This window comes from Micromonospora sp. WMMD987, from assembly GCF_029581435.1.
In the GTDB taxonomy this organism is placed as follows: Bacteria; Actinomycetota; Actinomycetes; order Mycobacteriales; family Micromonosporaceae; genus Micromonospora; species Micromonospora rifamycinica.
Genome location: NZ_CP120861.1, coordinates 456,365 through 468,678, shown reverse-complemented (window position 1 = coordinate 468,678; position 12,314 = coordinate 456,365). Strand labels below are relative to the sequence as shown.

Sequence of the window (12,314 nt, the reverse complement as noted above, 5' to 3'; positions counted from 1 at the left end):
GTATGGTCCGGGCCTATGGGACAGGAGAACGTGAATCCGGAGGACGTCCACCAGGACGTCGACCGGTACTCGCTGCGCTCCGTCCTCCTCGTCCCCGCCACCGCGGAGCAGGCCTTCGCGGTGTTCACCGGCTCGCTGGCCGACTGGTGGGTACGCGAGTACACCTGGTCCGGGCCGGCGGCCCTGGCCGAGCTGGGGATGGAGCCCCGGGCCGGCGGCATGCTCTACGAGATCGGCCCGTACGGCTTCCGGGGCGACTGGGGCCGGGTGCTCACCTGGGATCCCCCGCGCCGGCTCGTCTTCACCTGGCAGCTCGGCCCCGACCGCCTCCCGGTGCCCGACCCGGCCCGCGCCAGCGAGGTGGAGGTGCTGTTCCTGCCGGACGATTCGGGGCAGACCCGCATCGAGCTGGAGCACCGGCACTTCGACCGGCACGGAGAGGCCGCCGAGGGCTACCGCGCCGCGTTGACCGCCGGCTGGCACGAGCTGCTCGGTCGCTATCTGGCCACGCTCACCCGTACCGCCCCCGACCCCCGCTGACCCTCCCGGGGGGTGGACGTCCGGCCGGCCGCCGCTCACCGGGCCGCGCCGAGCCGCCGCTCACCGGGCCGCGCCGGCGTCGGGGCCGCCGAGGTGCGGCCGGCGGGTGGGGCCGCCCACCGCGTCCGGGTCGCCGAGGTTCGCCCGGTGCCCGGCCATCGCGCCCGCGCCGAAGCCGGAGCCGGCGAGCCGGCGGATCGGCGCGCTGCGGAGCCGGGGATAGACCTCGGTGACCCGGCGGGCCACCCGGTCCGAGCGGTCGGCCAGCACCAGCGCCACCGACGGGGTGCCCCGGTCGGCCGCCGCGCCCGCCTCGGCGGCCCGTAGCCGCTCGGAGACCACCCGGGCGAAGCCGGCCAGCCAGGACCGGCGGAAAGCCGCCGGGTGCTCGCCGGGCGGGACCACGGTGCCGGCGAGGCCGTGCGCCGCCTGCACCAGCAGCGAGGTGAACAGCAGGTCCACCCGTTCCAGGTCACTGGCGAAGCCGAACAGGTGCAGCGTGAAGCCCTGACCGGCCGGTCGGCGCACACAGCGGCAGCGCAGCGGGTCGGCCACCGCCGCGAGCAGCCCGGCCTTGTCCCGGGCGTACGGGGCGACGACGTCGACCACCCGGTCGCCCACCGGGTCGGTGGTGGGGTCGCGGGCGGCCAGCAGGGCGCGGTCGACACCGTAGCGGGCGATCAGCTCGGTGGCCTTGGCGGTGAAGGCCGCCGACTCGGCGGGTGTGCAGGCCGCGTCCTCCGCCTGGGCCAACAGCTTGCGCACCTTGCTGAGCATCGCCTCGGACATGACCCACAGGTACCACAGCTCGCTCGCGGACCTGTCACAGCGGGATCAGAGATCGACAGCTATCATCACCACTCACCGCACCCTGTCCGCGACTCAGGGTCCACCCTCTTCCCTGGAGGCACGCATGGCATTCCGGCCCACCCGCCTGACCGCAATCGCCGCCACCCTGCCGCTGCTCTTCGTCGGCACCCCGGCGCAGGCCGCCCCGGAGACGAACCTCTCCGCCTCGGCCGCCACCTGTTACGGCGGGGCGGTCCGGTCGTACTTCCAGGTCGGCGGCTGGGGCGGCGACGCCGGCCCGTACCGGGCGAGCACCCGGTGCAGGGACGTCAACGTCAAGAACACCAGCGAGTTCGGCACCGAGGCGTGCGTGGTCTTCATCGACAAGACCAACAAGTGCAACTACCTCACGTACCTGCCGGCCAAGTCGGACTACATCACCGTCGCCACCAACGTGAAGGACGGGGCGAACTTCAAGGTCCGCTTCTCCAACCTGCGCTACGAGTACGAGCCGCTGGTGGCGTACCACGCGTTCTGAGCGGCCGGCGTGACGCCCACGACCGACGCACCGCCGGGTGGCGGGCGCACCGCCGGTGGCCAGCCACCGGCGCGACGCCCGTCACCGGCGGGTCGCCCGGTCAGCCGGCCCGGCTGCGCAGGGTCGCCCGGTCAGCCGGCCCGGCTGCGCAGGGTGGTCCGGTCAGCCGGCCCGGCTGCGCAGGGTGGCCACCGTCGAGCCGGCGAGGGTGAGCAGGCAGTCCGGCAGCTGCCCGTCGGCCACCGCCGCCCCGAACAGCGCCTCGCCGGTGTCGGCGTCGTCGTTGGCGCACGCGCTGACGAAGCGGGCCACCCACCGGGTGTCGTACCCCGCCTCGTCGATGCCCGGGAAGTCCAGCGCGCACGCGCCGGGCGGCGGCGGGTCGCCGACCATGGTGGCGGCCAGGGTCCACGCGACCGTGTACGCCCCGGCGAGGCCGGACCGGTCCACCACGGCATCGAAGGCACCGGCCACCGCGGCCCCGTCCCCGGATAGCGCCGAGTCGAGTACGGCGGTAGCGTCGGCCAGCGTCTGATCCGGTACATCGGTCACCTGGGGCACAGTAGGACGGCAGGTCAAGCGAGAGAGCGCCGAAAACGGTGACCACCTGCTGAGACGACGTTACGGAGCGTACCGGCGGCTGTCGGGCCGGCGACCAGGGCCGCCTCCCTGGTCCCACGGTCGTCGCTGGCACGCTATGGTGCGCACCGGACCTGCGCCGGAGGAAGGACGACCATGCTCGTTACACGCGGCCCGCGCGCGGCCATCCTGGCGACGTGCGCGTCGTTCCTGCTCGCCGTCAGTGCGTGCGGGACGACCGACAAGCCCGAGGAGGCGGCCACCCCGCAGGTGCGCCTGTACGGCACCGACGGCAACATGCAGAACTCCTTCGCCGCCGAGCTGAAGGACCGGGCCGACCTGGTCGACGGCATGAAGGGCACCACCCCGCTGACGCCCCTCAGCGACGACTTCAAGCAGCGGCTGCGCGCCGTCGATTCGAAGTTGACCGACTACCTCTACGCGGCGGAGTCGTACGACGCCGTCATGATCAGCGCGTTGGCCGCCCAGCTCGCCGGCAGCACCGAGCCGGCCGCCATCGCCAAGCAGATCGTCGGGGTGACCACCAACGGTCAGCGCTGCACGGACGCGGCGACCTGCCTCTCCCTGGCCCGGGACGGTCAGGACATCGAGTACCGCGGCCCGTCGCTGAACCGCGCCGGCTTCACCGACATCGGGGAACCGGCCACGGCCAGCTACGCCACCCTGCACTTCGACAACCAGAAGATCAACGACGCGAAGACCGAGTTCGTCGGTGCCGGCGACGAGTCCGGGGTGAGCACCAAGGCCGCCCCGAAGCCGAAGAAGCAGCGGGGTGGCCGCAACGACGACAGCGACGGCTCCCCGCTGATCCTCGGCGGCCTGCTGCCCAAGACCGGCGACCTGGCCCTGGCCTACCCGCCCCTGGCGGCCGGCGTGGCGCTGGCGATCAAGGAGATCAACGCCGCCGGTGGGGTGCTCGGCGACCCGGTCACCTGGTTCGACGGTGACGACGGCACCAACCCGGCCGTCGCCAAGGCCGCCGTGGCCGCACACGTCAGGAACAAGGTCGACGTCATCATCGGGGCCGCCGCCTCCGGGATCTCCGCCGCCGTGCTGCCCGACGTGGTGGCGGCCGGCAAGATCCTGTTCTCGCCGTCCAACACCGACGCGGGGTTGAGCCAGGCCGACGACAAGGGCCTGTACTTCCGCACCGCCCCGCCGGACAGCCTCCAGGGTCGGGCGCTGGCCGACGTGATCCTCCGCGACGGCCCGCACAAGATCGTGGTGGTGGCCCGCAAGGACTCCTACGGCGAGGGCCTCCAGGAGACCGTCCGGGCCGAGTTGGAACGGGCCGGCTTCGGCAACGACCGGGTGAAGCTGTTCACCTACGACCCGCCGGCCGACGCGAAGGCACCGCCGGTCGACTTCGGCAACCTCGCCGGTGAGATCAAGAACTACCGGCCGGAGGCCGTGCTGGTCATCGGCTTCGGTGAGTCCGCCGGGCTGATCAAGGCACTGGCCGACGCGGGCGTGCCGATCCGGCACTGACCCGACGTCGGCGGGGGTGGTACCGGCTCCGGTACCGCCCCCGCCGACGTTCAGCGCCGCCGACGACGCTCCAGGAACTCGGTCATTCGGCGGTGCTTCTCCTCGTCCTCGAAGAGCACCGCCTGGCTGACCAGGTCGAGCTGCGGGTGCGCGGCGGGCGGCGCGTCCACCGCCAGCTTGGTCAGGCGCAGCGCCAACGCGGAGCCCTCGGCCATCTCGTCGAGCAGTCCGTGGGCGGTGGGCAGCAGCTCCGCCGGCTCGTCCACCACCCGGTTCACCAGGCCGATCCGCAGCGCCTCGCCGGCGTCGACCCGACGGCCGGTGAAGAGCAGCTCCTTGGCCCGCCCCTCGCCGACCAGGGCCGGCAGCCGGTGGGTCGCCCCCGCGCCGGCCAGGATGCCCAGCCGCACCTCGGGCTGGCCGAAGACCGCGCGGGCCGTGCACACCCGCAGGTCGCAGGCGTACGCCAACTCCGCGCCACCACCCAACGCGGGACCGTCCACGGCGGCCACGCTCGGCATGGGCAGCGCCCGGATCCGGGCGAAGGCCGCCGAGTTGATCGCGGCCAGGGCGTCCAGCCGCCCCCGCTCGCGGAGCTGGCCGATGTCCGCGCCGCCCGCGAAGAGACCGTCCGCGCCGCCGGTGAGCAGCAGCAGCCGGGGCCGGGCCTCCAGGGCGGCACAGACGTCGTGCAGCTCGCCGATCAGGTCGGCGTCGATGGCGTTGCGCTTCTCCGGCCGGTCCAGTGTCACCACCACCCGGTCGGGCAGTTCCTCCACCCGCAGCCCGCTCATCGTCGCCGACCGTCCTGCCACGAGTAGAAGCCCTGCCCGGACTTCTTGCCGAGCTTCCCGGCGGCGACCATCTCGACCAGCAGCGGCGGCGGCGCGAACCGGTCGCCGTAGGCGGCCTGGAGGGTACGGGCGATGTCCAGCCGCACGTCCAGCCCCACCAGGTCGGTCAGCTCCAACGGGCCGACCGGGTGCCGGTAGCCGAGCACCATCGCCTTGTCCACGTCGGCCGGGGTGGCCACCCCGTCGGCCACCATCCGGATCGCCTCCAGGCCGAGGGTCACCCCGAGCCGGGAGGTGGCGAAGCCGGGCAGGTCGCGTACCACGACGGGGTCCTTGCCCAGCCTGCCGGCGAGCGCGACGGCCGCCGCGGTGGTCTCCGGTGCGGTGGCCGCGCCGACCACCACCTCCAGCAGGGCCATCGCCCAGACCGGGTTGAAGAAGTGCAGCCCGAGGAAGGACCCCGGGCGGCTCAGCCCCCGCGCCAGCTCGCCGATGGGGATGCTGGAGGTGTTGCTGCCCAGCAGCGCCGGCCCCAGCCGTTCCGCCTCGGCCAGCACCGACCGCTTCAGCTCCGGCCGCTCGGGCACCGCCTCGACGATCACCTCCGGTGCCGGGGCGACCTCGGTGAGCGCGCCCCGCAGGACGATCCGCGACCGCTGCGCGGCGGCCTCGTCGGCCGCGAGCTTCCCGCGCCGCACCGCCCGTTCACACAGCTCGTCGAGGCGGACGGCGGCGGCCTCCGCCTGCCTCCGGTCCACCTCCACCACCTCGACGGCGTAGCCCGCGCCGGCCGCCACGTAGGCGATGCCGAGCCCCATCGTGCCGGCCCCGACGACGACAAGACGATCCATCACGCTCCCTCCCCGCGCACGGCGACGTGCGGGGTCTCCGGCACGCCCTGCCGCTCGCTCCGCTGGCCCATGGGTGCGACCCTATGCAGCACCGTTCCCGGCGGCATGCGTGGGGCACCGCCACACCGGGTACAGACGGCCCCAACGTCAAGGGAAGGAACCAGTCGACATGAGCCAGGCACCGGAGACCGTGGACGGCAGCGGCACCACCGAGGGCACGGCGGTCGTGGAGACGCGCGGCAACGAGCGCGTCGACCTGCTCCGCGCCGACACCAACAACGACGGCAAGACCGACGTGTGGGTGGTGGACACCGACGGCGACGGCCGGGCGGACCTGTTCCAGTTCGACACCGACGGCGACGGCAAGGTCGACATCACCATGGTCGACATCGACGAGGACGGCACCCCGGACGAGGTGGTCGACGGCGACGGCGGCCTGCCCCCGGAGCAGCTCCCCCCGACCGTCCAGGTCTGACGCGGACGCGGGGGCCGGCCGAGGCCCCCGCCTCACCGCCCGGTGCGCTCCGCCAGCCGCAGGGTGGCCAGATAGTACGGGGCGTCGCGGTCGTCCACGTCGGTCAGCCGCCAGGGGGTGCCGTGGACCAGTCCGGCCAGCTCCTCGGCGGAACAGACCAGGTAGTCGAACCACTCGGTGCCCAGTTCGCGGTAGCGCAGCCGCAGCCGCAGTTGCCCGCCGAGCCGACCCCGCCGCCGGTTCCGCTCGTGGTAACCGGTGTGCACCGGATCCGTGGTGCCGTACGGGTCGGTGCCGTGCGCGATGACCTGCGCGCCGGGACGGGCCAGGGCGGCGAGGGCGGCGAGGAACGCCGGGGCCCGCTCCCGCCCCTCGATCAGCCCCAGGTTGTTGCCGAGCAGCAGGAACGTGTCGTAGCGCCGGCCGTCGGCGACGTGCTCGTCGACGGTGCCGAGGACGAGGTCGCGGACCCCCCGGTGCCGGCTGACCCGCAGCGCCCCCGGTGAGGTGTCCAGCCCGGTGACCGGTATGCCGCGCTCCTGGAGCACCAGCGCGATCCGGCCGCCGCCGACGCCGACGTCCAGGGTGGCGCCCCGGGTCCGCTCCACGGCCCGGTGGTCGTACGGCTGCCAGTGCTCCGGCCCGTCCAGGTAGTGCGCGGCGGGTGCCCCGTTGACCAGCCCGTCGTCCCGCTCGATGATCTCGATGACCGGTCGGGGCAGCCGCCCGCCGACCAGTGGTCGGGGACCGACCCCGGTGTGCACCGCGTACGCGTCGCGCAGCAGTTCTCCGAACACGTCGCCCAGCCGAGGTTCTCCGGTCACGACGTGCACGTTATCGGGGGGCGGTCGCCGTATCCTGGGCGGCGTGACCGACCTGGACCGCCTGACGGCGGAGAAGTACGTCCTGCTGACGACGTTCCGCAAGGACGGCCGCGCGGTGTCCACGCCGGTCTGGGCGGTGCGCGACGGCGACGCCCTGGCGGTCTGGACGGTCACCGACTCGGGGAAGGTCAAGCGGATCCGGCGGGACGGCACGGTGACGGTGGCCCCGTGCGACGTGCGGGGTCGCCCGCTGGGTGCGGCGGTGCCGGCTCACGCGGTGCTGTGCGGGCCGGCGGAGACCGACCGGGTGCGCCAGCTGCTCAGGCGCAAGTACCGCCTGCTGGGCCGGCTGACCCTGCTCGGCAGCCGGCTGCGCCGGGGGGAGGCGGGCACCGTCGGCATCCGGATCACCCTGGACGGGTGACCGACGGCCCGGCCGGTGGGCGAGGTCGGGTGGTGGTCCCTGCGGACCGGCGGGCGGCGGACCGGGGGTGGACACGACTCAGGGGCGGTGGATCGCCGCTTGCCGCGACACCCGCCCGCCCCTGAGGCCGAAACGTTCTGACCGGGTCAGTCCCCCTGGCGTTGCTGGGGGATCTGGCCCTGTAGCAACGCCCGCACCTCCGACTCACGGTACCGACGGTGTCCGCCCAGGGTTCGGATCGCGCTGAGCTTCCCCGCCTTGGCCCATCGGGTCACCGTCTTCGGGTCGACACGGAACATCGACGCCACCTCGGCCGGCGTGAGTAGCGGCTCTGGTTCGTGCGTTCGCGATGCCATCGGTCACTCCTCCACATGGATAGACATCGGCCGGGGTCCCGCCGGCCGACGCGTCTCCCATGGTCCGGCTAGTCCCCGATGTCCGACATGGGCCGAACGGCCGAAGGTCCCTAGACGGACGGATGAACCATGCCCGATTTATCTGACTTTTACACGTCAGAAAGTACCTTATTCGGACTCATGATCACGGTTCGTGATGCGTCAACTACGAGAGTGACTCATAATTGACACCCCGACTGGGCGTTTCATGGTCAATTGCACCGCTCCAGCAGCTGGATGGCCCGCCACCGGGCGACCAACCGGTCGTACGCGCCGGACGCCTCCTCGGTCTCGCCCCGGGAGAGCCCGGCCAGGCCGATCGCGGCCAGCTCCGGCGAGTCGTCGGCCGCCAGCGTCTCGTCGGAGAGCAACTGGACCAGGCCGCCGTAGTCCAGCTCGACCACCGAACGCGGGTGGAACTCCTCCAACCACCGGGCGGCCTCCTCCACCGCCTCGGTGATCGGCGCCTCCCCGATCGACTTCTTCAGCACCGACAGCGCCCGGGAGGCCCGCCGACGGGCCTTGGAGATCTCCGTCCGGTACCGCAACGTCCGCCGCCCCGGCTGGGTGACCAGGTCCCGCTCGCCCGCCTCGAACAGGACGAACCACCGCAGCGGCACGCCCCAGGTGGCGATCTGCTCGTGCAGCCGGGGCACCCCGTGCTCCAGCACCCGCGCGCCGCTGCGCCAGTCCTCCACCACGGTCTTGGCCTGCCCGGCGAGGACCGGCGGGACGAACGCGTCGGCGATCACCGACGGCACCCCCTCCCGGGCGCTCAGCGCCGCCTCGGCGACCCGGACCCGCAGGTTCCACGGGCAGACCAGCAGCACGTCGTCGGACTCCAGGACGTACGCCTCGTCGGGCAGCTCGGGCAGCCGGGTCCACCCGGCACCGAGCGCCGCCATGACCGAGGTCCGTTGCCGGCCCGGCCCCTCCGACGGGGCCACCGCCCGCCCCTCCCGCACGTAGCGCCGCCAGTACGACTGACGGTCCCGGTCGAAGGCGGTCAGCGGCTCGTACACGCGCAGGTAAGAAGCGAAGAGCGACGGCACCGCGCGATCCTCCCACGAAACCCCTCACCGGTGCCGCTGTCGTCGTACACTGCCGGACCCCGGCCGAGCGGGCCGGTGGGCGCGGGGCCGTCACGCGGACCACGCCACCCGCGTCGACCGCCGTTAGGCTCACCAGGGTCGGCAGCATCCCCGCCGGCACCCGACCAGGTCCGCGCCCCACGAGGACGCACACCGACACAGGAGCAAGCCATGGGCGTATTCGCGAGCACCGACGATCCGGGATCCGCCGGTCACGAGCAGGTCGTCTTCTGCCAGGACAAGCAGAGCGGCCTCAAGGCGATCATCGGCATCTACTCGACCGCGCTGGGTCCGGCGCTCGGCGGCACCCGGTGCTACCCGTACGCCAGCGAGGAGGCGGCCCTGGCGGACGTGCTGGACCTGTCCCGGGGGATGGCGTACAAGAACGCCCTGGCCGGGCTGGACCACGGCGGCGGCAAGGCGGTCATCTGGGGCGACCCGGACCAGGTCAAGAGCGAGGCGCTGCTGCGCGCGTACGGCCGGTTCGTGCAGTCCCTGGGCGGGCGGTACTACACCGCCTGCGACGTCGGCACCTACGTCGCCGACATGGACGTGGTCGCCCGGGAGACCCGCTACGTCACCGGCCGCAGCGTGGAGCACGGTGGCGCGGGGGACTCCTCGGTCCTCACCGCGTGGGGGGTCTTCCAGGGCATGCGGGCCGCCGCCGAACACGTCTGGGGTGCACCCACCCTGCGCGGACGCCGGGTCGGCGTGGCCGGGCTGGGCAAGGTCGGCAAGCACCTGACCGGCCACCTGACCGAGGACGGGGCCGAGGTGGTGGCCACCGACGTCGATCCGCGGGCACTGGAGTGGGCACGGGTCCACCACCCCGGGGTCACCCTGGTCGCCGACACCGCCGCGCTGGTCGCCGCCGACATCGACGTGTACGCCCCGTGCGCCCTGGGCGGCGCGCTGGACGACGACACGGTGCCGGTGCTGCGGGCGAAGGTGGTCGCCGGTGCGGCCAACAACCAGCTCGCCCACCCGGGCATCGAGAAGCTGCTCGCCGACCGGGGCATCCTGTACGCCCCCGACTACGTGGTGAACGCCGGGGGTGTGATCCAGGTCGCGGACGAGATCGACGGCTTCAACTTCGAGCGGGCCAAGCTGCGGGCCACCCGCATCTACGACACCACCCGGCAGATCCTGCGACTCGCCGACGACGAGGGCGTGCCGCCGGCGGTGGCGGCGGACCGGCTGGCCGAGCGCCGGATGGCCGACGTGGGCCGGCTGCGCACCATCCACCTGCGCTGACTGTGCGGCTGGGGTGCGGTGGCGGCCCCGCACCCACGCACCCGGGTGCGGTGGGCGGCCCGCACCCGGGGACCGCCGTCCGTGCCCTGAGCCGTCCATTCCCCCGAGCCGGGCGAGATGCGGTGATCATCCGGCTTCGGGGTGTCCACCCCACGAACTGCTCGTTACGGATTTTCTGGCGGTTTGTCGAGTGTCACGGGCGGCTCCAGCACCCACCCCTTACCGGTACGATCGGTGACGACCGGGTGACTGCGACGCGCAGGGCCGGCAGACGGTAACCCGAGGTGCCGAACGGTGGCATCCCCATGTACCGTAAGAGCCACGAGAGATGCCTGACGTCATCGGGGCCCGCCTTCGGGCTGCCCCGCATTCTGTGCGAGGGGGTCGAGCCATGGGGCGCGGCCGTGCTAAGGCCAAGCAGACGAAGGTGGCGCGGGAGTTGAAGTACCACTCCCCGAACACCGACCTCACCGCCTTGCAGCGCGAACTGGCGAGTGCCGGTGGTAAGTCTGAGCAGCACTTCGACGACGACTACAAAGAGTATGTCGACGACGACGAGGATCACGCGGACGACGAGCCGGACCCCTGGGCCCCTCCGACCCGCTGACCTCCGGGTCACATCGAGCACGCGGCAACTCTCCGCGTGCTCAGTCATGTGCCCGACCGGAACGGCGCGACCATCGACGATCAGGGACCTCGCCGTCCCGGAGCACCCTCCGGCCGGCCGGCGCGGTCCCTGATCCCGGCGGTCACGGCCCGCCCCACAGCCGGGTGTCGGCGATCCACCGGCCCCCGCGCACCCGGCCGGTCGTCGCCCCGCTCAGCGTGGTCGGTTGTTCCAGTTGTAGAACGTCGGGATGTTCTCGAAGTGGTTCCAGGCGCACACCGCGCCGGCACCCTCCCCGCCCGGTGCCTCCGCCCGGAAACGACGCGCCGCCTCCGCCTCGTGGAGCAGAGCGGAGATTTCCCCGGCGGCCGCCCGCACCCGGTCGGCGACCTGGTCCGTGCCGGTCCCGACGCGCTCAGGCGGCCGGTGACTCGTGGTCTCGGGCATGTTCCAACACTCCCTCCAGTAGGCGGATCTTGCTGTTACGGCAGTGCTCGGTCTCCGTACCGTCGAACCGTCCCTGCTCGAAGTAACGGTTGGCCGCATGACCGCCGCCGCAGAAGCCGAAGTACGCACAGGACGACCGGCACGCCTCGACCCCGGTGAGGAACTCGCCCACCCAGTCGGTGCCGGTCGCGCCGGCCAGGATCTCCCCCAGCGGGGTGGCCAGCACGTTACCGCTGCTGAAATCGCCGTACCGGGCGTCGGTGAAGCCGGCCAGCTCCGGGGAGAGCACGGTCACCGAGCCGTCGTACCCGATCGTCGGGATCGGGTCGAGCTGCCGGGGCAGCAGGTCGCCCTCCGCACCGGCCAGCACCGCCGCCGCGTACCGCAGCGACCATTCGACCTCGCGCAGGTGCACCCGGGGCGTCCGCCGCCAGGCCGCCACCAGCTCGGCCCAGAAGGCGGTCACCGCCGCCGCGTCGTGCGCGTTGCTCCGGGTGTTGACCCCCTCGGTCTCCTCGATGTTCAGGCCGAGGACGTCACAGCCCAGGTCGAGGAAGTACGCGTACAGCTCGGTGGCGAGCCCCGGGGTCGGCCGGCTTACCACCGCCAGCGCCGAGAACGGCAGGCCGTGCCGGTGCAACGCGGCGACACCCCGGACGATCCGGTCGTACGCCGGCCGACCGGCCCGGGTCACCCGCTCGTCGTTACGGGCGCGCGGGCCGTCCACGCTCACGCTCACCCGCATCCCGTGCTCGACGAAGAACGCGCACCAGGCATCGTCGATCAAGGTGGCGTTCGTCTGCACGTGGTGCTCCACCCCGGCGGGGAACGGGGCCATCAGCGCGGCCAGCCGGTCCCGGCCGGCGGCGAGCGGTTCGCCGCCGTGCCAGACCACCGAGAAGCGACCGCGCGCCGCCCACGGCGTCACCGCGGCGGCGACCGCCTCGGCCACCGCCACCGGCATCCGCCGGTCGGAGGCCCGGTGCGGCAGATAGCAGTACGCGCAGTCGAGGTTGCACAACGTCGTCGGCTGCATCACCACGTACGACGGAACCGCCGCGAGGCCCCGCATACCCGCCACGGGCCGAGCCCGAGCCCGAGCAGCCATCGACCCTCCTCCCGTGCCCGAAGTGTCCTTCAGGCTAGGCGGCGACGGCCGCTCGGGTGAACCCCCGACCAGGTGTCCGGCAGATCGAG

General features: G+C 73.0%; 16 protein-coding genes. 7 read left to right on the top strand and 9 right to left on the bottom strand.

Annotated features, from left to right (window positions below):
* The first annotated feature begins 15 nt into the window (after positions 1-15).
* The gene (locus tag O7612_RS02085; RefSeq protein WP_067303349.1) at positions 16-540 is read left to right on the top strand and encodes an SRPBCC family protein; all 525 of its coding nucleotides are present in this window, start codon (positions 16-18) and stop codon (positions 538-540) included.
* Between the two features lie 60 nt (positions 541-600).
* Here O7612_RS02085 and O7612_RS02080 read toward each other — a convergent pair whose 3' ends face one another.
* Positions 601-1,329 (bottom strand): DUF2786 domain-containing protein, encoded by a 729-nt coding sequence (locus tag O7612_RS02080; protein ID WP_282269962.1) that lies wholly within the window; start codon positions 1,327-1,329, stop codon positions 601-603.
* A gap of 124 nt (positions 1,330-1,453) precedes the next feature.
* On the opposite strand from O7612_RS02080, the gene O7612_RS02075 reads away from it, so the two are divergent.
* Positions 1,454-1,867, top strand: a complete 414-nt coding sequence (locus tag O7612_RS02075; protein ID WP_282269960.1) for a hypothetical protein — start codon at positions 1,454-1,456, stop codon at positions 1,865-1,867.
* Between the two features lie 162 nt (positions 1,868-2,029).
* Here the strand turns inward: O7612_RS02075 and O7612_RS02070 are convergent, their stop codons facing one another.
* Positions 2,030-2,419 (bottom strand): hypothetical protein, encoded by a 390-nt coding sequence (locus tag O7612_RS02070; RefSeq protein ID WP_282269959.1) that lies wholly within the window; start codon positions 2,417-2,419, stop codon positions 2,030-2,032.
* Between the two features lie 183 nt (positions 2,420-2,602).
* On the opposite strand from O7612_RS02070, the gene O7612_RS02065 reads away from it, so the two are divergent.
* Positions 2,603-3,955 carry an ABC transporter substrate-binding protein gene (locus O7612_RS02065; protein ID WP_282269958.1) on the top strand — a complete coding sequence of 451 codons (1,353 nt, stop codon included), beginning with the start codon at positions 2,603-2,605 and terminating at the stop codon, positions 3,953-3,955.
* A gap of 50 nt (positions 3,956-4,005) precedes the next feature.
* Here O7612_RS02065 and O7612_RS02060 read toward each other — a convergent pair whose 3' ends face one another.
* Together O7612_RS02060 and O7612_RS02055 are read right to left on the bottom strand one after the other, a co-directional pair.
* Positions 4,006-4,749, bottom strand: a complete 744-nt coding sequence (locus O7612_RS02060) for an enoyl-CoA hydratase/isomerase family protein (RefSeq protein WP_282269956.1) — start codon at positions 4,747-4,749, stop codon at positions 4,006-4,008.
* Positions 4,746-5,603, bottom strand: coding sequence for a 3-hydroxyacyl-CoA dehydrogenase family protein (locus tag O7612_RS02055; protein WP_282269955.1), 858 nt, complete (start codon positions 5,601-5,603; stop codon positions 4,746-4,748). Before O7612_RS02055 ends, O7612_RS02060 begins: the two co-directional genes overlap by 4 nt.
* Before the next feature lie 166 nt (positions 5,604-5,769).
* On the opposite strand from O7612_RS02055, the gene O7612_RS02050 reads away from it, so the two are divergent.
* A complete protein-coding gene (locus tag O7612_RS02050) occupies positions 5,770-6,075 on the top strand; it encodes a hypothetical protein (protein ID WP_282269953.1) in 306 nt (101 codons plus the stop codon).
* A 32-nt stretch (positions 6,076-6,107) separates the two neighbouring features.
* On the opposite strand, the gene O7612_RS02045 is transcribed toward O7612_RS02050, so the two are convergent.
* Positions 6,108-6,899 carry a methyltransferase domain-containing protein gene (locus O7612_RS02045; RefSeq protein ID WP_282269951.1) on the bottom strand — a complete coding sequence of 264 codons (792 nt, stop codon included), beginning with the start codon at positions 6,897-6,899 and terminating at the stop codon, positions 6,108-6,110.
* Between the two features lie 43 nt (positions 6,900-6,942).
* On the opposite strand from O7612_RS02045, the gene O7612_RS02040 reads away from it, so the two are divergent.
* Positions 6,943-7,323, top strand: coding sequence for a PPOX class F420-dependent oxidoreductase (locus O7612_RS02040; RefSeq protein ID WP_282269950.1), 381 nt, complete (start codon positions 6,943-6,945; stop codon positions 7,321-7,323).
* Between the two features lie 146 nt (positions 7,324-7,469).
* On the opposite strand, the gene O7612_RS02035 is transcribed toward O7612_RS02040, so the two are convergent.
* Together O7612_RS02035 and O7612_RS02030 are read right to left on the bottom strand one after the other, a co-directional pair.
* Positions 7,470-7,679, bottom strand: a complete 210-nt coding sequence (locus tag O7612_RS02035) for a BldC family transcriptional regulator (RefSeq protein WP_007073996.1) — start codon at positions 7,677-7,679, stop codon at positions 7,470-7,472.
* 251 nt (positions 7,680-7,930) lie between these two features.
* Entirely contained in the window at positions 7,931-8,770 is an 840-nt protein-coding gene (locus O7612_RS02030; protein ID WP_282269948.1) for a hypothetical protein, read from the bottom strand.
* Between the two features lie 210 nt (positions 8,771-8,980).
* Here O7612_RS02030 and O7612_RS02025 point away from each other — a divergent pair, with 210 nt between their 5' ends.
* Both O7612_RS02025 and O7612_RS02020 read left to right on the top strand, forming a co-directional pair.
* Positions 8,981-10,063 (top strand): Glu/Leu/Phe/Val dehydrogenase, encoded by a 1,083-nt coding sequence (locus O7612_RS02025; RefSeq protein WP_282269946.1) that lies wholly within the window; start codon positions 8,981-8,983, stop codon positions 10,061-10,063.
* A 391-nt stretch (positions 10,064-10,454) separates the two neighbouring features.
* Positions 10,455-10,670, top strand: coding sequence for a DUF3073 domain-containing protein (locus tag O7612_RS02020; RefSeq protein WP_282269945.1), 216 nt, complete (start codon positions 10,455-10,457; stop codon positions 10,668-10,670).
* 213 nt (positions 10,671-10,883) lie between these two features.
* Here the strand turns inward: O7612_RS02020 and amcA are convergent, their stop codons facing one another.
* Positions 10,884-11,117 (bottom strand): multiple cyclophane-containing RiPP AmcA, encoded by a 234-nt coding sequence (gene amcA / locus O7612_RS02015; protein ID WP_282269944.1) that lies wholly within the window; start codon positions 11,115-11,117, stop codon positions 10,884-10,886.
* Entirely contained in the window at positions 11,086-12,189 is a 1,104-nt protein-coding gene (gene amcB / locus O7612_RS02010; protein ID WP_348774257.1) for a cyclophane-forming radical SAM peptide maturase AmcB, read from the bottom strand. Before amcB ends, amcA begins: the two co-directional genes overlap by 32 nt.
* Positions 12,190-12,314: the final 125 nt, after the last annotated feature.